A 23810-nucleotide genomic window follows, 5' to 3' on the forward strand; every position below is an offset into this window, starting at 1 on the left:
GTATATTTGCACTCGCTTTGCAAAAAGTAAATGAACAAGATTTGAATCTGACTGTTGTCAGAGTCTTTTTTAGATAAAATCATTGGTCTGGTAGTTCAGTTGGTTAGAATACCTGCCTGTCACGCAGGGGGTCGCGGGTTCGAGTCCCGTCCAGACCGCCAGTAAAATCAAGGCCTCCGAGAAATTCGGAGGTTTTTTTTTGCAGCTTGACCTAACTTTACCCTAACTATAATTTTTTTAACAAAATTTAACAATTTTATCATTCCGGAAACTAATAGTAACAAGAAAAAAAGCTAAATATTATGTTTAGCTCATCTGTCTTCTCATCAAGAGGATTTGAAATTTTGAAAAAATGATTTAATCGGGAAGCTCAGCTTGATAGAGCAACTGACTTCTAAGCAATCGGCAGCAGACTTGAATCCTGCCGTAGTCACTATAAAAGGGACTTCCTAAAGGAATGTTCCCTTTTTTTATTCTGATTTATATTCTACCTTATTTGATGAAACATATGGACATTCTTTAACAAACTAATTGGCGTTAAATTAATTCAATTAACATTCTCTAATGAGCGCTACTCCACCGTAAATAACTTTCGGTTTTACTCAGCCAAGCTGATTTTCATAATAGGAACTTCAATATCTATAATAATGGTTTTCGACTTCATTGAGTTAAGTCATGAATTTAATTTGCCTCATGATTTTAATTTCCAAAACCGAGCAGTTCGTAACTAATTCTTCATAGTTCAATACTTCTTTTCATATGGCTAGTCTATTTCAAATACCTTTAAGTTAGCAATCTTTTGGGTTTTGATCTCATTTTAAGATTGTTTGAATTAGCTATCAAGAATCCCTCTTCGGAGGGATTCTTTTTTTACTATTTATTTATTGTAAGAGATTAATTTTATTTGTCTATAATATTCGTAAACTGAAGCGAATCCAAGTCTTTGAAGAATGATTAGGGCCATTTTATTTTTATCGTTTTTTACATGTATCATATATAATAGTTTCTGTCAAGCCAAGAGTATAGATTTCCTAATCGGAGAATGGACCATCGAAACTCGGTTTAAGATGGGAGAAAAATCAATTGTTAAGCTTGCATATCTAAAAGCATCCGAGATAATGGACGGAAAGGGAATTCTTATTGAGGAAAAACACGAAAGAATAACGGAAAAGGAAACCTACTTTTATAATATGACTGTACTTGTTTCTGATAAACCTAATTCTTGGAAAGGGATTTCAAATAACTCACTTGGGAATAGAAAATTCTTGAAAGGCCATTTCGTGGATAACAAATTGATTTTGTTGATAGAAGGAGAATTGTTCGACAAGAAATATTCTAAAAACAGGATGGAAATTGAAAAACTGGATTTAGGAGGGTTTGAATCCAAATTGTTTGGCTGCGAGAATGGCAATAAATGTGAATTGATTTACTCTTTTCGTACAAAATAATCCCTAACACACAAGAACCACAAGTGGTTGGGCAGATAGTCAATAATTTTTACAAATTTCTTTTCGGTCAAACATTTTGTAGATAAGAACCTTAGTATTCAAGAAATTTATAGAAACTCCAAAATGACATTAAAGTTCATAGCATCATAATGTAGTAATCTACGCCTTATTGATTTTTGTCTTTTAGGCTTAACATTAGCTCACTTAATTCCTCTTTATTAATATACTTTCCTCTGAGGAAAACTGCTTCAATCTTTTGTGTATTTCTTATATCTTTTAATGGATTCTCATTTAAAATAATAACACTCGCCGATTTTCCTTCGGATACTTGGCCGTATAAATCTTCTTTTTGCATAAATATTGCTGGATAATAGGTGGCACTCCTCAACACCTCTAAAGTTGACATACCAGCATTGTTCATGAGAACAAGTTCTTCATGTAAACCAAATCCAGGATAACAGAAGGGGTTTGGGAAATCTGTGCCAGCCAATATCTTTACGCCACGCTCTGACATTCTCCCTAATAAAGAAGTTTGAAGGTCAAAAAGACGCTCAAATACCTCGTAAAATTCTTCACTTTTATCCCTGGTACTTCCAGTCCAAGATTGTCTCGTATGCAAAGGAATATACTCTAGTTTGTCATCAGTCAAGAATCCCTTGTCCAGCTTTGTGGATGTATTTTTTAGCACAGAGAGCGTCGGACATATCCATGTATCGCTTTTTGCTAATTTTTCACACAAATCATCAAATTTCTTAGAATCAAAATTCTCTACTAAGAAGCTGGCTCTTCCAATTCTATTCATTGGGTCGATGCTATCCAGTTTGAAAGGTTTTGAGCATGATGCTTCTAGTATACCGTTCAAATGTTCTATGCTTTGTTGCCCCAAAGCCAAGGCCTTAGCCATCGGAACTTTTAAGGGTAAGTGTCCAGCAAATGGAATTCCTAGTTTCTTACTTTCCTGAGCTATTGCTTCATAACTTTCCTTAGATAGGTTTGTGTAAATTTTTATAAAATCTACACCCTGACTTTTTTGTTCCTTAACAGCACTGACCGCTTCCTGGGGGTTCTTTACCTTAGTAGACCAAGGCCAGACAGGAGGGTAGCCATCAATGATATCTCCAGAGGTATATATGTCAGGTGCTAAAATCGAGTCCTTATTTATTAGTCTCCTTATCTCAAAGATTGTATTTGGCACCCCCCACATTTCCCGAATACCAACAACCCCATTCCCTATTAGCAGGGGATTGACAAAATCATGGTTAAGACTGTAATGAGCATGCATATCCCAAAGTCCAGGAATAATATATTTTCCTGTACCGTCGATTATTTTAGTTCTTGAATCACCCTTTACTTCAGACAAATGAATTTTACCTATACGTTCTCCAACAATCTCAACCCAACAATTTTCTATGGTTTCACCATTAACAACATCAATTAAGTTGACATTTTCAATTAAATAATCTGCTTCATTTGTGATTGGAATGCATCGAATAAAGAGAGAAATCAATAAAATCAAGCATACTTTTACTCCTGTCCTTCTATAATCAAGAAATTGGATTGGGAATTTTTTCATTAAGCGGTATGCTTTAGATTTTATCTTTTCGGTATAGCGGATTCTCTTCATTGGTAATATTTCTTATTTGGTAAATTGTGATAAAGTTTGGATCAGATTCAACGTCAATCCTTAACTTGCTTGGATATTGATCTACTTCAAGGAAATTATCACCTAGGTAGAGTAACTCTGATTCGTCAACCCCTATTGACGGCTGCATGAAAATCTTTCCGCCTCTTTCGAATACTGTCATGTTTTCCCCAAAAACAATGTGCTGATAGCTTCCCAACAGCTTATCCTTTAGGTCTTTTGGAATCGGTTCCGTTACCACATTCAAATCACGATACCAATCAAGTGATTTAAATATAGAATCCCGTAATAAGTCCAATACGGGTATTCGGTTCTGATTTGGGCCGTTGCCGAAAAGAACAATTCCTTTGCCCCCTTCCATAGTCGCATAGACATGCCCTCCGGTTCCAGTATTTGCTCCACCATGCGAGAACCACTCCTGGTTACAGAAACCATACCTCCTTTCCCATCCCATGCTCCATCCTCCCATCACTTTTGATGTAACGATATCAGTTACTTTTTTGGCAACACTGTGAGAAATCACTCGATTATTTTTATTTCTTAAGGCATTTTGAAGCTCAATCAGAAAAATGGACATATCTGTTGGGTTAGACCAAAGCCCAGATGGTGCCACTTGAGGTGTGATTGGTATACCAGTATTGATAATATTGGCGTTTTGATCATGTGCCTTGGCCACATTCGACAAAAATCCATCCTCATTGGGCTGCTTCATTGTGGTCCGTTTCATACCAAGTGGGCCAAATATGTATTCTTGGGCAAGATGGGCCAAAGGGAATCCCAAATGATCTTCGATGGCGACTTGGGCAATGACGTAACCTCCCCCACTGTATCGCCAGTGGGTTCCAGGATAGAAGGTTAGTTCCAAAGCAGAATTGTTTGCAATTTCACCCTCTAGACTCTCAACCAAAGTTGGTATGGTATCACCAAGATAATAGTCCGTAAACCCGTGTTGAGAGGTACCGCCAGTATTACTTAGTAAATGCTTAAGGGTCAAGATTTTTTCAGCACCAAAATCATTTTTGGGGAGATTCCAACGTTTCAAATATTTTGAAACTGGCGCGTCCAGATTAATTAACCCTTCCTCTTCTAGCATGGCTAAAAGGGTGGCGGTCACTGGCTTTGCAATCGAGGCCGTTGAAAAAGCTGTTTCAAAATCAATTTTTGAATCTGTGTTGGCCACTTTGTGACCCCAGACATGTCTCCAAACAATTTCGTAGTTATCAAATACGGCAACGCTTAAACCAGTTAGATGAAATTCTTGCATGGCATGAGAAATACTTTTAATCATGGAATCATTATCCAATGGAGAATGACATGACTCCTTTTGCCGATTTAAGGAATCTTTCTCAAATTTTTGGCCTAAAGAATGTGGCTGTGAAAGTATAAAAGCGAAACATACCAACCAAAGTTTTACCAAGCTGATACTTCTAGTAGAGGGAAGCATGAAATAAGAAAACAAGCACATACAATTCGTTTTTATTAAGCTTATGTTGCAATAAAGACCTTCCAGAAAACGAAAGGTTACACGTATTGTAATCAAGGTCAGATAATTGGTTATGAACACCTATATATAAGTTATAAAGGTTAATCCAAGGCTATCTGTTAATCTGCTTTCCCTCGATGTCATGTTGAGTTTCGGTTCTTCTCCAATTAGCGTCGTATGTATATCTCATTTCATGTATTCCCCTTCCTATTGTAGGTGTTCCATCGGGTAAGAAATTTTTAAATCCAGTGGGTCTATCCAAATCGTCATACGTTCTTTTTTGAGTATAAAGTAAGCTATCATTTCCTTCTATCCTATCTATTTCTATAAGTCTCCCACGGTCATCATATCTATGCGGATAGCGATCTACAAGATTGTAATCTACGTCCCAAAAACTAATCTCCTTCAGTCGTCCATCGGAAGAGTATACACTTCTCATTTTTGGAGGTCGCCAATCGACTAATTCTGCAGTTTCATCCAAAAAGGTAATTTCAGAGATATAGCCTTTTTCATTGATTTTAAAATCAACAATAGCCGGCCTACGTTCTTCGCTAGTCAGTTTTTCTTCATTTAAATCATAATAACGACTCTGAACGAAATCCCCCCAATCATTGTAAAATCTTTTGTTGATTTGGGAATTCCGTCTATCACTCATTAGATTTCCTTCAGCATCATAACTTTTGTACTCTACAAAATAGCCCTTTGAATTATGACTGTGTTCTCCTCTATGTACCATCGGGTCATTTCCTTCAACGGGGTTACCATTCACATCAAAAACCGACCAACCTTCGAAGTCTCCTGCGCTGTTATACCTGAGTTCATCATAGGCCACTCCTGTGGAATTGTTGGTCAATTCTCCTTCCAATCCATAATTGTATAGCCTCTTTATAAAGCCCCTTTCATCATACTCCATTTGAACTGCGTAAAACTCAAATTCCGGGCGAATCCTTGCTTGTTCCCCATCGATATTAAATCGTTTTTCTTGAACACGTCCATTACTTAGTTTTTTCCATTCATAGTTATGAATCCCCCAATCGTTTTCTATTGGTGTGTCATTTCGGGAAAAGAAAGCAAGGTTTACTCGTTCACCATCCACATAATTATAAATTTCTTTAAAAACTAGTCCTGACACGGTCATCGGTTCATTCCTTATATCAAAGAAAGTTCGAATTTCTTTATCCTCTAGGTATTCAATTACAGTTTTCGGCGCGCGTAAGAAATACGGGAAAAAAACCCGGTTCGTGGCATCATGCGGAAAAAGATTATTTCCCCTCCTATACTCAATAAGAACCGGGCGATTTTCTGAATCATATTGAACCTTGAAATGAAGACAATGTTCTGCTTCTTTTTCAGAGATTTGATGTGCCCCTTTTATTGGTGCATATGGCGACTCTCTAAAAACCATCATTCTATAATATTCAACTCTTACAACTTCTTGCAAATTGTTTGTCCTCTTGTCAAATTGACTTGAAAAGGCAATTAAAATTGCTACTAAATAGTATAATGGTTTCATAATATTTAATCTTTAATAATTAAGCTTTCAACTTTGTTGATGTTATCGCGCAACTCTTCTTCATAATAATACACATCTCTAAGACCTCCGTCGAGAAGTAGTTCTAATTGATTATTATGAAATTCTAATCGTTTATTTGTGGTATTGCCATAACTTAAAATGCCCTTTGCCTTAATTCTGTCACCAAACTCTACGACCAAACTAAATGCAGTGCCACCCAATAATTTATATTTATTGTCATCAGTGGGCATATAAAAACCAGCATTGAAAGCACCTAGTTCGCCTAAGCCCAAACCACCATCAAACTCTTTCCCTGAATATTCTATCTTGTAGACCTGTCCAGTGCTAATATCCATTTTCCCATGTGTAGAAACAACGTTCTTTGCTGCCTTAAGCAACTGCTCTTTGGCGTTAAGAGTTAACGTATTAGGAGTGTTTAGAATATCATTGGAATCAAAACCATTTTCAAAAATTGTGCCCGCTTTTCTGGCAAGATTGTACCAATTAATGAAAAGAACCGCACCCTTAGAACCAGGCTCCATACTTCTATCCCATAGCATTAAGACTGTTGCCGCTTCCTGTAAAACCTGCTCAGCGGAATTGATTCCATAATTAATCAATTCATCTATTGTTCTATCAGCAATCTCTAAGTGTGTGGAGGCCTGAAAATTAATAACGTCTTTGAAACTAAGTTTGTCCTTTGCAGTGATCATTTTTATGGACTGCCTAGATCTTGGTCCGAAATAAGTAAAAGGTTTTTCAATTATGTACCCAGGAAATTCATTATGGAATTGAGGTAAAGGGAACGTACTAGTAAATGGACCATCATTCGAATTGGCCAAAAAACCTGATTTTGGATTTATAATCTTTGGAAGGTCTTCGTATTCAACATACTCTTCAAATTCCACATTCAACTCATCTGATAATATAATTCCCGACCAATCTTGATACGAACTTTCTTGTCGTTTTGGTATTATACCATTGTATAAATAAAAAATGTCCCCATACTTATCCGCATATACAATATTTTGCAAGGGCAATTGAAGCTGTTTTGTAGCGTTCTGAAATTCATCCAAATTTGTTGAATTGCCCATATCGAAGAATTGCTTAATGAAATTCGGCCGATCAAAACCAGATAATCTTAAGACCAAAGCCTTATCTTCTTTTTCTTCGATTATATACCCTAGGTTTGTTCTTTTAACTTCAATTATTTCATGGGTTTTCTTTATAGGGTTTAAAATGGTGTCTTTTGAGGTTTCAAGTGGGTGCCATTCCTTTTGAATTCGATATTGGCCTTCTTTTAATTCTACCTCAATTAGGTCCATTGCATTTGCTTGATTAAAAGTCATACCCCAACCCAAGGATTCATTGAAGCCCATTGCGATTAATGGAAGTCCAATTGGTGCGATACCATATAGATTCAATTTTTTACTCATTAAATGGCTCTCAAAAAAAAGATAGTTATCAAACCAAGGAGGATGTGGTTGGACGAGCAACATTGCATTTCCACTTTCTGTCTTTTGAGGACCAAGAGCCCAAGCATTAGATCCTGCTGATTTCCAATTATTGGATTCGGACTGCAAAGAAAAGGCCCCTACCATTAAATGGTAACTCACTTGAAGGTGGGACAATACATCAGTTTCGTCAATTGGTAGAATTATTTTCAATTCATCATCTATTTCCTCTTCATTTTTTCTACAATAATCATTTATACCATGGACAAAGAGTGTGAGTAAATCTCGAGTCTTTGCATCCATTGTAACCAGCCAGTTTTGAGATCTAGTTTTAACACCTAATTTTTTAACCAATAAATCATTATTATAATTCTCTTCTCCACCCCAGTACTCTGATGCATTTCCTCTGGATTTGCCATATAGTTTGAGTATTTTGTTGCCATGGGCTTCCATCTGGGAATAGCCAAAGCCATAGAAAAGGTTCTTCTCATCACTAGCTTTGATATGGGGTACACCCCAATTGTCCCATACAATGGTTACATTATCCTCATCGTTACCACAATAGAAATACAGTGCCATTATTAAAATGGTTGAAAGAAGAAAAACAACAAATAGCTTTGACCTACTCATTTTTAAAATGGTTTTAAACTAAACTATGTTTTAATTTTTGGTATGGTGTTCGAATGCATCCATCCGAACATGAAATTCATTTCAGAGATCTGAATCGTGAAGGGGTAATACCTGTTTTTTGCTTAAAAACGGTATTGAAGACGGAACGTGAATTGAACCCGACTGCATACATGATTTCTTTTATGGACATATCCCTGAAATTCAAGAGTAACTCTTTTGCATCCCTAATCCTGTAAGAATTTATGTAATCGTAATAATTAGTATGAAATCCTTCATTAATTACTTGGGAGAGGAATTTAGGTTTCATCCCTAATTCCTTAGCCAAAGTATTTAAATCCAAATCAGGGTTCAGATAAGGTTTCTTAACATTTAGGTGCTTTTCTACTGTTTCTTTAGACTCCGATAAACCAATAATTTTTGTGCCAGTTGTACTTTTTTTGCTAACCATAGCAATGTCACTAGAATTTAATTGTTGAAATAAGCTTGGTTTTTTAAGGCCCTGGAAGATGATGATATTTACCAAAAGAAACACACCGAACTGTACGACATATTCAAGGTTGATATCAAGCACTCCAAGGTATAGATTTGCTCGTTTAGATTGCCACATGTCGATTAGAACGATTACCAGTGACACGAGCAAAATAGTCTTTAACCAATTGACCTCAGTATCAAAGTTTTTAGAAGAGACTTGTTGTATTACCCTTTTATATCTGTAAATTTCTCGGTATGCAAAAGCACAATAAAGCAGCATTAGTGGTAGAAGCCAAAACCCTATATGGTTACATGGACGGAAACCATAAAGAGTTAATGCGATTATCAAAAAGAAGGGCATAAAGTGTAAAGAATCGATATAACCAAAACTTTTTCCCTTCTTCAAGTGGTAGCGCACATAAAAAAAAAGTAGTGGTCCATACAAGTAACCGTATCCACAGCTATATAGAGGAAGCGTTTCAGTATAATAACCGTTTGTATAAAGAAAGTTGTATATAAAATGCAAACAAATGGTCAGCAGAAGAAGTGCAAGGAAAGTATTGCTCCTGTTCTTACGATATTTTGGTGTGAGAAGGACAATAAGAAAAAAAAGGCTTTGCCAAATAATAAGAATATGAATGATATTTACAACTTCGAATTCCACCTTGGCGTCGTACTTTGGCTAAAACTAATAATTTAACCTGGATTATTGATTTCGTAAAATCCGTGCTTTCAAAATCGATAAACCTGGGTAAGTTTTGTCAATCTCACCGGCTTCTTGAAGAGCCTTAATGGCCAAATCATCATCTTTGGATAAGTAATGTGCGAATGCTAAATTATACCAGCTTTTTGCTGTTTCTGGGAATATTTCTAGGATTATCCTAAAAACTAAGATTCCTTGTTTATAGCGTTTCGAGTTAATAAGATTTAGCCCCGCAATTTCCAATCGATTTTGAAAATCGAAATGTTGGAATCTTTGATCTTCAATTAGATTTAATAACATTTCCCTTAACCCTCGCATATCCCCAGAAAGAAATAGACTTTGTAGGGTTTCCATGGGATTGAAAATAAAATCACCTTCTTGATATTTATATTTTAAAGCTTTGGATAGATAAGGATCTTTTCCTGCCTTAAATTGCTCAAATGTCAACTCTACCGGCAGGTGGGGGAAAGTCCATGGTGCATACTCCCAATCAGGTTTATCTTGCCACCAAGCAAAAGAAAGATTCACAATTATCCCACTATTTGGAAGTCTTAGTGGGTAGGTATCTCCAAAAAAGTTTACATTTTCAGCTGTTGGTTCACCAACAAAAAGGACATTGGTATATTTTTCAAGTTCATTGACTAGATTCTGACAGGCAGAGAACGTTCTTCTTCCTATAATGGCGTAAAACTTACCCCTAATATTTATTTTAGGGGTTTGTAGTATATTTTTAATAATGATCTGATTTTTCCGGTTATTTCCTCCACCATTAAGTCGTAAGTCAAGAATAAATCGCTTGACATCATTTGTATCAATAAACTCAAATATACGTTGGTAAAAGGCGTCCATTGTTTCTTTAGGACCATCTCCAATCTCACTTTGTCTAACATAAACTGTTTTCAGGGATTCAATATATTCAAAATCATAAGGTTCGTTCATGTATCGTAAATATAGTGGTACGGTAGAGTTTTGAACTGGCATCCATTCACCATCGAATTTAGTATGTCCATATCTGACATTGTTCTGAGTGTTCGACCATTTCTCACTACCGAATGAAACCTCGATTGTAACATGATTTGAGGTCAATAATTTAAAGGTAATGGTCCTCTTTAAGGTCGAAGTTATTCCTTGGGCATGCAAAACCTCGGGAATCGTTAAATAAATAAGACCATAAGCTTTAAAATATTGCTCGTTTTCTACTGGCACTATAGGTCGAATTTTGTCGAGCACCTCGTCTATTGGAACGTTTTCAATTGAAATTACCTTGCAACCAAGAGCCCTGGAAAACTTCGGCTTGACTCCCTCAATGTATATACCGTCGTTGAAATAGTATAGATTCAATGGCACCCGATGTAAATCTATCTCTTGCTTGTTGTATTCTATTTCTGTATGTCCATAGCCAAAAGCTGAAACAGCTTTTGCCAATCCAAATAGAATTTGGTGATTTTCAAGTCCTTTAATTTCTGCCAAAAGGGAATCGACTATTTTGTTCCAATCTTCTCTTTTGGTTTTTTTAAAGAGGAAGGGAAAATTTTGATTTACCTCCTTTCGGAGGTAATTTATGTCCTCCTTCCAAAGATTAAATTCGACATCTCTTTGGGAATAACCTTGATTTAAAAAACTAATCAATAAAACGAAAAGACATAAAGCATAGGTCCCATTTTTCGGATATTTTAAGCAACGTAATAGCATCGAAAATCAATTATTATCAAAATTGGAAGTAGCGAACCGATCTCTTTCAGCTTCATTTTGGCGTGGTGCTGAATTGCCTTGTGACCACAGTTACATTAGCAACTGCCAACGGCGAAGCTTGTACTATGTTTTAAAACATAAGTATTTTACTCTATTAATTTTTCGTTGTTTTTCCTTCAACAAGTTTTTCTATTTACAACTAAAATTTCTTTTTGAACATTTACTGCAGTTTTTGCATATCGTATTCAGTATTCTCTTTAAATTTCCATAGGGTGTCATTTTCTTTTATAATTCTCGTAAAAATGGCCCACGGAAAACACAATTATGCTATAACAGTTCCGGAAAGTTTATTAATAAAGAGATAACTGGACAAAAGTCTAAGGTTTCTTTCCTCATAGTAGATATACTTTTTAAGATATACCATTTTTTTAAGGCATTTTTTAACCCATTGAATGTCCTTTTATCCTTATTGGGATAAACTAATGCAATAACAGGCTAAACCCTTTACAGAATTAAAGGGAAGAGATTCCTTTTTGTAAACAAGTGAAAAACCCTTTCTTAGGAAAGGGTTTTTCATACTGATCAAAATAATACTCATATTCTTGTGAATCGTAACACAACTTCATAAGGGGTTGCTCCACAGTCTGAAGTAATTTCATCATTAAAAATTACTAGGAATTCACTATCATCTGATGGATTAAAGGTACCTACGTTATCACCACTTTGTTGAACTATTGCAGTACTACATGCAGCACCTGACAATGACTGATTAGGCACCAAAATTCTTCCACAAACTAAATCGAAAGTAAGGGTTCCGGTGAATGGCCCTAGGCTAGTTAGATAGGTACTTACCGCAACTGTTCTTTGTGTACTTGAAGCAGCAACAATAGTTACCTCTTCATCATCAAACGCATTGGCACCACCAAATGCATCGAAAACACCTGAAATGTATTCCATTTGATAATTTCCGGCAAATAAAGATTCATCTAATTCGCATACTACATTTGCAGGATAGCTAAATGGCGAATTGAAAAAGACCCCTGTTATGTTCCCTTCCAAATTACCTGAAGAAAAGACTGACCCATCTGTCAAAATCAACTCAAGTCGTATTCTAAATATATCACCTCCGTCTATTTCCGTTTCTGTATTTAGACCTAAGAGACTTATCAATTCGCTTGCCGGCACATCGATAATGCTTCTTGGCAATCCATCCGGGCCCAATGAAAATTCAGAAGCGGAGATTGTTTTTACCTCGACCTCCGGTTTGTTATTCTCGCCATTCCCCGGAGTAAAATCTTGAAACTGGGCATAAACAACTACTTCTTGCAATAAATCACCATCTTGATCATCCCATTGCTCAACTTCTATGGTCCAGGATGAGCCTTCAATGTTATTTAAGTCAATAGTAGGTGAAATTAAACTTATAGTCCTTAAACCTCCAGCAGTTCCTATATTGTCCGTCACTTTCTCAAAAGTCAGCTTTTCGTCTTCCGTACATGAAAAGAAAATAGCTATTAATGCTAAGTATGTTACTTTAAAAAACTTTTTCATTTTTTGTCTATTTATTAATCAATAAAACCTGATGGATTGGTATCCCAAAATACTGTAATCGATAAGTCAGTTTTTTGTTCAACGTTCGAATTCAAATCCGCAAAAGAGGCAGGATAAAAGAAACTTCTTATAAATGGCCCTGGATCCTGCAATTCCGTGGGTTGTAAATCAGGTTTTCCAGTTCTTCTATATGTATTATAAGCTTCAATTCCATTACCCCATAATGCTATAAAGTACTCTTTGGCTATAACAGCCATTCTTTCATCTTGGCTACCTGCACTATCATATAGGCTTAATACAGTATCAACATAATCATTTATATCTTCGGGTGTAGCCGCCAAATCTGCGTCAACATTCTCAGGACTAAAATTTATCACCTTGTCTATCGACTTTCGAACGGCAGTTTCCAGATAAGATCTAGCATCCCCTGATGTATTCAAATACAATGCCGATTCCGCCAACATAAAGTCAACATAGGAGGATAATAGTACTGGTGATATACCAGCTCCTTGCAAGCCAATATTTCTGTTGGTAATAGTTTGAGCGGAATTGTCATCGAAGAGTCCACCAACAGGATAAAGACCAAAAGTAGTACGCAAACCCCTATCAGGTGGAATACCATCTGCGTCACCATGTACCCTTCCCCAAAAACCTTCATTTGAAAAATTGCACCATATATCATTAGGTCCGAAATGTGGAGGAGGAGATTGAGTAATACAAGATTGTTCGTTAACATCTGTTGTGTTTTCTGAGCTTTGTCGGTAGAAGTAATACCTCCATCTAGGGTCTTGAATACCTTTTTCTTCGACCATCCAGTACATATACGTTGTGTTCATGTATTCGCCAGTGCCATTGTCAAAATTTGGTCCAAATTCGGGATGACGGCTATCAGGTTGTGTATCATTACTTGACCATTCGATTTGAAAGTCATCATCCTCATTTTGAATATAATTACCAGAAGAAAGGATTTCATTAATTTTGGCAGCTACAGTGTTGTCCACGAGTCTTGTCTGTAAATACAATTTTAGTTTTACTGTATTGGCGAGTCTAATCCATTTATCTTCATCACCACCGTAAAACCTGTCATTTGAGGGCAGCGCAACTTCATCTTTTGAAAAATCGGTGATAGCCTCATCCAATAAAGACAACATATTTGCATAAATCTCAGCTCCTGGGTCTGGAACTGGATTTGGGAAATTTACACCATCGGTAGCTTCTGAATACGGCACATCTCCAAAAAAGTCGACCAAGTTTGCCATCATCAAAGCCTCCAATACCTTAGCTATACCTACATGGGTATATAATTCTTGTTCTTCTGCCAGGGGAACCATTGTCCTTATGTCGGGTAGGGCAGTGGAATATACTGCTCCCCAAAGAGGATCGAAATCTGCTGGATCGTAGGCGTTTTGGTAGGTTGGGCCAAACATATGCATTATTCGGGTTACTTCCATCCCAAACTCATTCAAACATCTGGTGTCCAATGGATTACCTGCGACTTGCGCAATAAATCCTGCTTGAATACTGTTTAAGAAAAAATCTATATCTGATTGTTGCGGACTTACGGCATTCGGATTATCTAAAATTTCTAACTGAGTTGACTCACATGAATATTGCATAGCGCATAATAAAAAAGCGGCTAGCAAAACTGCATTGTTAAATCTGTTCTTTATAATTCTTTTCATAACGATTATATTAAAATGTTGCTCTTAAAGTAAAACCATATCTTCTAGCAGATGGTCCAGAAATAAAGTCTATCCCCTGACCATTTCCTACTCCAGTACTTAATACGTTAGTATCAAAATTCACATTCTTTGGAAAATTAAAAGCTCTAAACCAAAGGTTAGAACCAGAAACTGTGAATGAGAGCGCACCAAAAGGAGTTTTGTCCAGGAATTTTTTTGGAAATGAATAACCCAAGCTTGCTTCATTAAGTCTTAATGTGGTGCCATCGTATATGGCCCATTCATTAGATCCAAATCCCAGATTATTGAAATAAATCCTTGTGGTAGTCAGTTGGATGTCATTAGGCGAGCCATCTTGTTTAACTCCAGGCAGAACATATGTTTTCTCCCTATCCAAAGGCCTATCTGCATCAACTACTCCTCTACCGACCAAAGCCCTTGCAGTTTGGGAATATACCTCTCCTCCGTGCCTATACTGCCAGCTCATATTGAAAGAAAAACCTTTAAAGGAAATGCCATTATCTAACGTAGCAGTCCAATCCGGATTAGGATCTCCTAGGAATTCAGTACTACTTGGCCCGGTAATATAATCCCCGTTGTTATCAACAGTTAACTGACCATTTGTTCTTACAACTCTATTGCCAAGAAGAACTCCAACTGGCATTCCTTCGACTGCATAATTTGCAACTGTACCGGTAATTGTTGGTGTTAAACTGATGTTTTCGGTACCTTCGGGTAACTCCGTAACTATATTTTCATCGGCATAAAAATTACCACTCACATTCCAAGCAAAACCGTTTTGACTTGAAAAAGGAGTAAAGTCAAAATCAACTTCTATACCTTCTGCTTCAAACGCACCAGCGTTTATAGTTCGTGATGTAAATCCTGTCGAAGGATCAAGACTTTGATTAGTAATTAAATCCCTTGTTTCACGCTTGAATACACTCACATTTAGGCCGAGTTTATTATTGAACAGCCTTGTGTCCATACCAAGCTCGTATTCTCTAATTGTTTCGGGCTTTAGGTCCGGATTTCCCAAAACATTGGAAACGGCATTGCTAGAAATTACATTTCCGCCTCGATCAACAAACAACCTTGCATTCAGAGCAAGTACATTTCTAGTAGTGTAGGCACCTGGGAAACCTGCAGAGGTGCCGTATCCAAATCTCACTTTCATGTAATTCAGAATATTGCTTGATTTTAGACCATCAATTGCTGTTGTTGGGATAAAAGATAGACTTACCCCTGGGTATGTAATACTATTATTTTCCCTTTCTAAAGTTGAAGTCCAATCTGTCCTTACGGCCCCGTTTAAGTAAAGAAAGTCTTTATATCCAAGGGTTACATCACCGTAAACCCCCAGAGTGTTAATCTCGCTTCGGTTTGAAAAGTTCCCTCCATCACTAAAAAAACTTCCTGCTGAAGAGCTATTTACAAAATTGAAGTGCTCTAAAACCCCGAAAACAATCTGGTTTGTGCTTTCAACACCTGTTTGCTGGAATTCATCTCTTCTTGATGTGGCCCCCAGGATTACCTTTAGGTTTAAATCCTCTGTGATGTTCTTATCCCCGTTCAGGATGAAACTGTGGTCCCAAGTGGTGTTTCTTCTGGTAATAGTCCTAAAAATACCTGTAACGTCCCCATCAACACCGCCACGATTTTGCCCGTTTGTGTTAAATTCGGTGTAGGTGTCAATTCCAAGGCGGTACGTTGCAGTGATCCAATCATTAAACTGATAGTTTACATTGAGATTTCCAAATACGCGATCAGTATCTTGGGTAGCCTTAGCATTGGCCACGGTCCACCTAGGGTTCTGAATATCGTTCCCCGACCTATAATAAACACTTCTTCCGTCCAATGATTGGAAGGGAAGACCAAATAAATCAATATTCCTTGGGGTATATAATACATCCCCGAATACGGAACTACTATTGCTAATCACACCACTACCAGTTGAAGCCGCAACTGGTGGTGACTTAGCTCCAGTACGCGAAAAATTCAAAGCTCCATTAATGGTAAATTTGTTGGTCAACTGAGCAGTCCCTCCCACACCAAATGTATTTCTCAATAAAGAATTTCCAGGCGTAAAGCCTTGATCGTTCAGATAGCCATAGTTCATATTAAAACTTGTTTTTTCGGAACCGCCACTTATGTTTATTGATGTGCTAGTTGTAATCCCTTGTTTGAAAAACTCTTCAACACTATTGTATGGCCGATATTCATATGGGGAATTGGCTATATCTTCAAAGCCCGTAACCAAGGACTGGTCATTAAGCTGAGAAAGAGGATTTACAAGAAAAACCTGATTTCCCTGTCTATTTAGGAACAAGGGATTAGAATCAATCGCTTGGTTGCTTAAATCCCCAGGATTAAATGATGGACCATGATTGCTAAAGAAAAACCCAAGGTTTTGGTGAAAACCACCACCATAATTGTCTTGGTAGTTTGGAAGAATCGCATCTGTGAAGAAAGCAGATTGAGCCACCGTAATTTCCGTTTTGTTTTTGCCCGACGCTGTACTACCTGATTTTGTTGTAATAAGTATAACACCGTTTCTACCTCTTTCACCATATAGTACTGACGCACTTAAACCTTTTAGAACAGCAACCTTCTCAATGGAGTTCGGGTCGATATCCAAGAACCTGCTTGATTCATTTATTCCATCGAAAAATGCATTTTCATTGTTCGTGGAACCATCGAAAGGCACCCCATTGACTACAAACAGTGGTTGATTATCGCCAGTAATCGAGGCAAACCCCCTAATTAAGATATTTGTACCAGATCCGGCTAAGCCATTTGTAGATGTTATATTAAGTCCAGCTGCTTTACCTCTGAGCACTCTTCCAAGGTCTCCTTCAGGACGGTCTTCTATTTTATCATTTTCAAGTTCACTGATGGCATAACCCAAAGAGCGCTTTTCTCGTCTAATACCTTGGGCAGTTACGACAACTTCCTGCAATCTGGAAACGTCTTCCGTCATAACAACGTTCAGAACATTGTCGTTGGGAACGGGCAGTTCTTGGCTAGCAAATCCTATGTAACTAAATACCACAATATCGCCTTGAGTGGCACTTATCGCATAATTACCATCAAAGTCTGTCTGAGTGCCCGTATTTGTACCCTTGATTATTACGTTGACACCAGGTAAGGGCAATCCTTGGGAATCAGTGACATTCCCTGTCAAAGTGTTTTGGGCAACGGTAATATTGGAAATCCGATATCCAATCTTGTTAACCCCCTCGTTCCCGTATATAAAAAATGAGGAAATGCCGAAGAAGATTAACCAGTAAGAAGAAAATTTCATAAGGTTAAATTTTAATTGAGTTAGTAATTTTCCTGAATTCATCCTTTGGGCAGAAAAGACAAGTTCGCGGACAAAAATGAAGGACAACATCAATAAGAATACTATCAATCAAAAAGCGATCTATGTTTAATCTACTCAGTAATTAATGCCCCAAAGTATGGCAATGCTATTGTAGTAATTGAGAGAAATAAACGAACACCAAAGAATTTGTTCCTAAAGCACTTATATGACGAATGAAGGTCTTATGAATTTTTTAACATTATTGTTTCTGCTGTAGGATATTTGGTTAGGCTCTAAAAGACACATTTTATGGGTTATGACGGAAATAACAATATTTGATGAAAAGTAACCAAAGACCTTTTATGTGTTATGAAAGGTAAATAAGGCGGCATAAAAGAGCCATAACATGTCTTGAAGGGTTATCTTGGAAGTATTACCTTTTTTAAAAATATTGTTTATTAGAGTTTGTATGATTAATCAATTGATAAAAGTTGTCATTGTTGACGACGAAGTATTGGCTAGGCAACGTATAAGGATTCTCTTGGCAGACTATGATTTTATTGAGATTGTGGATGAATGTGCCAATGGCAAGAAAGCCATAGAATCGATTAATGTTCATGCTCCCGATTTGGTATTTATGGATATTCAAATGCCGGACATGTCGGGATTTGATGTTTTGGGTAAATTAAATTCTAATTTGTTGCCGTTGGTGATATTTATTACTGCTTTCGATTCTTATGCGATTAAAGCTTTTGATTACTTCACTCTTGATTATCTCGTAAAGCCATTTAGGGATTCAAGGTTTAAGGAATCCCTAGAAAAAGTACTTAAATATTTTGGTGATTCAGATGGAAAAAATATGATAAAAAGATTGCAACACCTTATCGAAAGTATTCCTTCTGAATCCTTTGATTCAAAAAACGATTCCAAAATCATTCTTAAATCCGGCTTAAATTATGTTCTAGTTGAAATTGGAAAAATATCCCACATAAAATCCTCAGGGCCTTATATCGAGGTGCTAATGGAAAACGGTAAGAAACATTTACATAGATCATCCATGGCAAATATATTAAAAGAAATAAACCATAAAAGCTTTGTGCAAGTTCATAGATCAACCATTGTAAACCTTGACTACACAAGCGAAATATCAAGTACCGGTATGGGAGAAATTTTTGTTTTATTGAAAAACGGAGTCAAACTTAACGTTGGAAAAACCTATAAGAAAAGTTTTCTTAAACGTTTAAACATCAGTGAAAGTTAAATGCCAAAAGTCAGAAAATCAGATTTCGGAATTATTAAAGTTATACTTCTTTTTAACCTCTTACATTCCTTGGTCCTATTAGGGCACAATGCCTATTTGAAACATAAGGGATACCTTTTTAATATAATGGAGTGGGGGGACTTTATATTCTTTCAATTTTTCGTGGACTTTATTTTCAGCTCTATATTCTTTATTGTAATATCTGAGATTGTCGAGAAGTTCATACGGAATGGTGCAAGGAGAATATATGTGGTTTTGTTTCATACCGTGATGATTTCACTTTTTACGATACTCATAAAAGTGCCTAATGAGCTCCTATACTTATGGACAAGTGGTAAGGAAATTTCAATCAATCAAGAATATCTAAATGTAGTTTTCTCAGGAGTTTTAGTATATGTACATAGGGACTTTCTTCTGTACCTTTCCATGATTTTCATAATCCACTTGTTGAACTATCATAAGAAAGAGGAAGAGCAGAACAAGAAGGAAGGTGAAATGAGAGAATTATTAATTGCCACCGAACTAAAACAGCTTCAATCAAGTATAAACCCACACTTCTTGTTTAATGCCCTCAACGCGATAAGTACCTTAATACGTGAGTCCAACCATAGAGCCAAAAACGCCATAGCAGATTTAGGGGTTTTACTGAACGACATTCTAAACGATGATAGCAGTAACTATAACACTATTGAACAAGAAATAGAACTTATCGATAAATATTTGAAAATTATTATGCTTAGATATGGTAACTCCATTCGTTTTACCAAAAAAATCTCACAAGTTTCTAAAAACATCTTAATACCGCGCTTTATAATCCAACCATTAATTGAGAACGCCATAAAGCACGGTTTTCATGATAGGGAGCAACTGAATCTTTATCTAGAGATTAATCAATCAAATAATGTAGAGATAATAGTATCAAACGATGGAATCCCATTTAATTTTTCCAAAATGGTTGATAATCGTGGATTAGGGTTGAGCAATGTAAAAAAACGTCTTGCACTTCTTTTTCCAGATAGACACGATTTCTCCATTAACAACACAAATAATATGGTCAGGATAACTCTCCGGTTTCCAATATTGAAAAATGATTCAACTACTGGCACATGAAAAATCATTTAAGAAGAAGGATTTTAGAAGTGAGATGACGATAAGGAAGCAACTTTGGGGATATCTATTACCAACGAGGTTTTGATTCGAACTGGTAAATGACTTGGCCTATTTAAATATGGAAATTTTGAATCAAATATTATGTGAATCCAAAAGACAACTATTTGTCTGATGCAAAAATGGTTTCTTAAAATACAGACTTACCGTTCATCTGCTTAGATTGATGAGCGTGATTTGGCAACTCAAGATGAAATGGCTCATTTACATAACGCTGTTCTCTTACTGTGGACTTTGGTCCCAGAAAACAATTGATTTACGGTACGAGCCTTTGGATTCCCTGTACCCCAAAGCCGTGGAATTTTGGCGAATGGATTCAGACAGCGTATATCCTTATGGAGACGAACTGCTTAGGCGGGCCCGGCTTTCCGGGATACCGAGCCGTTACATCCATGCCTATCATATTCTATCATTGATTACTCTGGGAAAAGAATCCCAAAACTTTACTGATAGCCTTTACCAATTGGCAAAATCGACAAAGGATGCCAAATATGTGGCCACTGCCCTTTTTTTAAAGGGCCGCAACGCCTACGATGCAGGACAGTATAAAAGCTCTTTGGACGAGTACCTAAAATGCAATGAGCTTTTACGGCACGACGTAGACAGTGTACGACTGGAAAACTTGGTACGCGACAATATCGGTTTGATCCGTATCCTTGTCGGTGACAACGATGGTGCGGTCAAAATTTATAGGGATCTGTTGCGCTACTATGGAGAACGTGACAACAGCGGCCAGAAATATCTTTGGGCATTGTTTTCCTTGGCAGTAGCCCACCACCAGAATGGGGATTTTAGTGTTTCACAACAACTGGTCCATAAGGGCCTGGGACTGTTGGAAGGAACGGAAAATGGACCCATACCCTATTTCCTTTCGGTCTATGGTGCCAATCACTATGGGATGGGCGATTACCAGACCGCTATCGCCAATCTCCACAAAGCGAATACCTCGTTCAAAAAGCAGGAGGATGCCATGAGACAGGCCATTGCCCACTACTATTTGGGCAGTGCCCACCATGCCCTTGGAAACACGGATAGTACGCTGTACCATATGCAAAGAGTGGATGCCATCTATGAGAAGGACCCCAAAAGCCTGTACCCGTTAACTCGTGGCGCATGGGAATACCTACTGGGAACCGTTCGCGAAAATGGGGATACTGAGGCTGAGCTACGATATATCTCGAAGCTTCTTGCCATCGACAGCATAATTAGCGGTAATTTTCGGTATGTCAACCTAAACCTTACCCAAAAGTATGACATGCCCAGATTGGTCAGCGAAAGGAATGCCCTGGTCAACAGATACAGAAGCCGCAACCGTCACTATCTAATGGGTCTGGCAATACTGTCGATAGTACTATTGACCTTTTTTATCTTCCGTAAAAGAAGGTCCAAAGACCCAGTGGCCAAAATATCAGCAGAAAATAATGGGACAGGGAACAAAGTCCGGCAGTCTTCCAAAATGACCATAAGCCCTCACAAGCTCAGTACCATAGCCGACGGCCTTGCTGACCTGGAGGGGGAACGTTTTCATTTGGAGCTGGGAATCACGGTCAAAAAAACCGCCCGACTGCTCGGGGTCGGAGAAAAACAGCTCTCCATTTATCTGAACAGGCATGTGGGCATGACCTTTACCCAGTATGTCAACGGCCTCCGGGTGGAACATTTCCGAAATAGGCTGCGCTCCGATTCCGACTTTGTAAAAACGTACACCTTGGATGCAATGGCCCAGGAGTGCGGTTTTAAGAACAACAAATCCCTCAGCAAGGTCTGCAAGCGAAGGCTAGGAAAGACATCTTCGGAATTAGTACGGGAAAGTAGAAATCCCCTTTTCTGAAAAGGGCGCCCCTTTCCGAAAAAGGGATGTCCCCTTTCGCGAAAAGTGATTTTTTTGATTGTGAAAGAAGGGGGGCTTTGGATAGCTTTATCCCGTTCAATCTTAAAATCATATACAAATGAAAAAGCAAAAAAACACTGTGACAGGCAATGACCTGAAATTGGAAACCTTCAAGGTTATGGAAATGCCCCATCCCGAAAAGATACAGGGCGGTGATGCCGGCTGGACAGTCCGACAGGACAAGGATCGCAATCGTTGATAAAAAAGGGTTAACAAACTTTAAACAAGACCAATGGTCAATGGAAAACTAATCTTGGTGGTGCTTTCGGTGCTACTTCTACTTAATGGATGTGGTAGTGGGGGCACCTCAGAAATTCCCGAGGAGGCCGAGCAAACGGGCTGGCAACATTTGGATTTGAAACGCGACTCTATCATTGGCATCAGCCTGGAAAGGGCATATTCCGAACGTGTAAAACCCAATGGCAATGAAGTGGTCGTTGCCCTTATCGATAGCCCTTTGGACATCGACCATCCCGACCTCAAGGCTCAAATATGGATCAACGCGGATGAAGTGCCTGACAATGGCCTGGATGATGATGGCAACGGCTATGTTGATGATGTGCACGGCTGGAATTTTTTGGGCTATGGTGATGGCCAAACACTGCGCTTTTCGAACTATGATTATATCCGGGCCATAAGGCGATTGGAACCGAGGTTTGGGGGAATCGACAGTACAGAAGTGGAACCAAAGGATTCCCTTGAATATAGAATGTACCAAAAAGCATTGAAGCTAAGAGAAAACGACATACCTGACATCCAGGGGGAACTTGATTATTATTCGGGCCAACTGGAAGTTTTTAATGAATGCACATCGCTGTTTGAAATGGCCTATGATACCAATTCAGGTCTTTTCAATGGGGCTCTCCTGGATACTTTACAGCCAACGACCGGGCGCCAAAAGGAACTTTTGGAGCAAGTCAAGGACTATGCCTATTACGGTTGGTATCCCTCGATGATGGAAAGCTTCAAGTGCCAGGGGGAAATGCGAAAGGCCGTCTGTGGAAACATCGACGCCGAGCCAAGGTCCGTCATTGGTGACGATATTTATAACCTTTTGGACATCCGAGGCCACCATCTAGTGGACGCACCGGAGGGTTGGATCAGCCATGCCACCCAGGTGGCCGGAATCATGGCCGCGACCCGTGACAACGGCTTTGGTATCAAAGGGGTCAGCAATAGCATCCGTATCATGCCCTTGGTCATCTTTCCGGAGCGGGGCGATGAGACCGACAAGGATCTGGCCAATGCCATCCGATATGCGGTGGACAATGGGGCACAGATTATCAATTACAGCCATGGACGCTATTATGTGGAACGGCCGGATTTTATCTGGGAGGCCCTGGAATATGCCGAGCAGCATGGCGTTCTGATGGTCACCGCTGCGGGAAATACGCCCGTGGACATCGACAGGCCCGAGGATTCGCCCTACCCAAGGGACAACCCGGATAACGGGGAAGAGCGTCTGACCAACCTGATGAAGGTGGCGGCCTCCGCAAAGAAATTGGAATGGGTCAAGCCTTCATGGGCGAGTTATGGGAAGAAGAATGTGGACCTGTTCGCACCGGGACGACATTTGCTCACCACCAATTCAGGGGAGCGCCCCTACTTTACCATCGGGGGTTCATCACTGGCATGTGCGCTCACCTCCGGGGTGGCTGCCCTGTTGTGGTCCCAATATCCCGATTTGGACCACCAACAGATAAAGACCATTCTCATGCTGTCCGGTACGCGAATCGAGCAGGAGGTGAAAATGGGGGAAGACATCACTGTGCCTTTTTCGGAACTATCAAGGACCGGACGTATTTTAAATGCCCATGATGCCCTTTTATTAGGGCGTGAGGCCAGTACCCTAGACTGATGGGCCTGTTCGGTTTCAGTCGAAGGGCCTTTCCCTTTGCCCTACAATGGGATGCCATGG

At 38.5% G+C, this 23810-nt stretch carries 15 protein-coding genes and 1 tRNA gene; 7 read left to right on the forward strand and 9 right to left on the reverse strand.

The genetic code is table 11. The features are described 5' to 3' along the window. The first annotated feature begins 84 nt into the window (after positions 1-84). Positions 85-161 (forward strand) — tRNA-Asp (locus DX873_RS17230). Between the two features lie 789 nt (positions 162-950). Then, complete coding sequence (locus DX873_RS17235; RefSeq protein WP_116185738.1) at positions 951-1448, forward strand: hypothetical protein; 498 nt, start codon at positions 951-953, stop codon at positions 1446-1448. A gap of 166 nt (positions 1449-1614) precedes the next feature. Here the strand turns inward: DX873_RS17235 and DX873_RS17240 are convergent, their stop codons facing one another. The 9 genes from DX873_RS17240 to DX873_RS17285 form a co-directional block, all read right to left on the reverse strand. Beyond that, positions 1615-3072 (reverse strand): amidohydrolase family protein, encoded by a 1458-nt coding sequence (locus tag DX873_RS17240; RefSeq protein WP_116185739.1) that lies wholly within the window; start codon positions 3070-3072, stop codon positions 1615-1617. Then, positions 3035-4378, reverse strand: coding sequence for a serine hydrolase domain-containing protein (locus tag DX873_RS17245; RefSeq protein WP_181899548.1), 1344 nt, complete (start codon positions 4376-4378; stop codon positions 3035-3037). The genes DX873_RS17240 and DX873_RS17245 overlap by 38 nt, the downstream gene beginning before the upstream one ends. Before the next feature lie 307 nt (positions 4379-4685). Further along, positions 4686-6086, reverse strand: a complete 1401-nt coding sequence (locus tag DX873_RS17250) for an RHS repeat domain-containing protein (protein ID WP_116185741.1) — start codon at positions 6084-6086, stop codon at positions 4686-4688. A gap of 5 nt (positions 6087-6091) precedes the next feature. Beyond that, a complete protein-coding gene (locus DX873_RS17255; protein WP_116185742.1) occupies positions 6092-8170 on the reverse strand; it encodes a penicillin acylase family protein in 2079 nt (692 codons plus the stop codon). A gap of 76 nt (positions 8171-8246) precedes the next feature. Then, on the reverse strand, positions 8247-8804 hold the full coding sequence (locus DX873_RS18975; protein WP_181899549.1) for a helix-turn-helix domain-containing protein: 558 nt from the start codon (positions 8802-8804) through the stop codon (positions 8247-8249). Between the two features lie 543 nt (positions 8805-9347). Further along, positions 9348-10550, reverse strand: a complete 1203-nt coding sequence (locus DX873_RS17270) for a hypothetical protein (RefSeq protein WP_147296685.1) — start codon at positions 10548-10550, stop codon at positions 9348-9350. A gap of 1080 nt (positions 10551-11630) precedes the next feature. Then, positions 11631-12587 carry a hypothetical protein gene (locus DX873_RS17275; RefSeq protein ID WP_116185746.1) on the reverse strand — a complete coding sequence of 319 codons (957 nt, stop codon included), beginning with the start codon at positions 12585-12587 and terminating at the stop codon, positions 11631-11633. Between the two features lie 14 nt (positions 12588-12601). Beyond that, entirely contained in the window at positions 12602-14269 is a 1668-nt protein-coding gene (locus DX873_RS17280) for a SusD/RagB family nutrient-binding outer membrane lipoprotein (RefSeq protein WP_232520971.1), read from the reverse strand. 10 nt (positions 14270-14279) lie between these two features. Further along, on the reverse strand, positions 14280-17573 hold the full coding sequence (locus tag DX873_RS17285) for a SusC/RagA family TonB-linked outer membrane protein (protein WP_116185791.1): 3294 nt from the start codon (positions 17571-17573) through the stop codon (positions 14280-14282). A gap of 424 nt (positions 17574-17997) precedes the next feature. On the opposite strand from DX873_RS17285, the gene DX873_RS17290 reads away from it, so the two are divergent. From DX873_RS17290 to DX873_RS17305, 5 genes are all read left to right on the forward strand, one after another. Next, positions 17998-18834, forward strand: coding sequence for a LytR/AlgR family response regulator transcription factor (locus tag DX873_RS17290; RefSeq protein WP_147296686.1), 837 nt, complete (start codon positions 17998-18000; stop codon positions 18832-18834). Continuing rightward, positions 18835-19944, forward strand: a complete 1110-nt coding sequence (locus DX873_RS17295; protein WP_116185748.1) for a sensor histidine kinase — start codon at positions 18835-18837, stop codon at positions 19942-19944. A gap of 223 nt (positions 19945-20167) precedes the next feature. Next, positions 20168-21832 (forward strand): helix-turn-helix domain-containing protein, encoded by a 1665-nt coding sequence (locus DX873_RS17300; RefSeq protein ID WP_116185749.1) that lies wholly within the window; start codon positions 20168-20170, stop codon positions 21830-21832. A 118-nt stretch (positions 21833-21950) separates the two neighbouring features. Then, positions 21951-22091 (forward strand): hypothetical protein, encoded by a 141-nt coding sequence (locus tag DX873_RS18980; RefSeq protein WP_181899550.1) that lies wholly within the window; start codon positions 21951-21953, stop codon positions 22089-22091. A 33-nt stretch (positions 22092-22124) separates the two neighbouring features. Beyond that, positions 22125-23750: a S8 family serine peptidase gene (locus tag DX873_RS17305; protein WP_116185750.1), complete on the forward strand. Its 1626-nt coding sequence runs from the start codon at positions 22125-22127 to the stop codon at positions 23748-23750. The last annotated feature ends 60 nt before the right edge of the window (positions 23751-23810 follow it).

Origin of the sequence: Flagellimonas nanhaiensis (assembly GCF_003382275.1) — a bacterium.
Taxonomy (GTDB): Bacteria; Bacteroidota; Bacteroidia; order Flavobacteriales; family Flavobacteriaceae; genus Flagellimonas; species Flagellimonas nanhaiensis.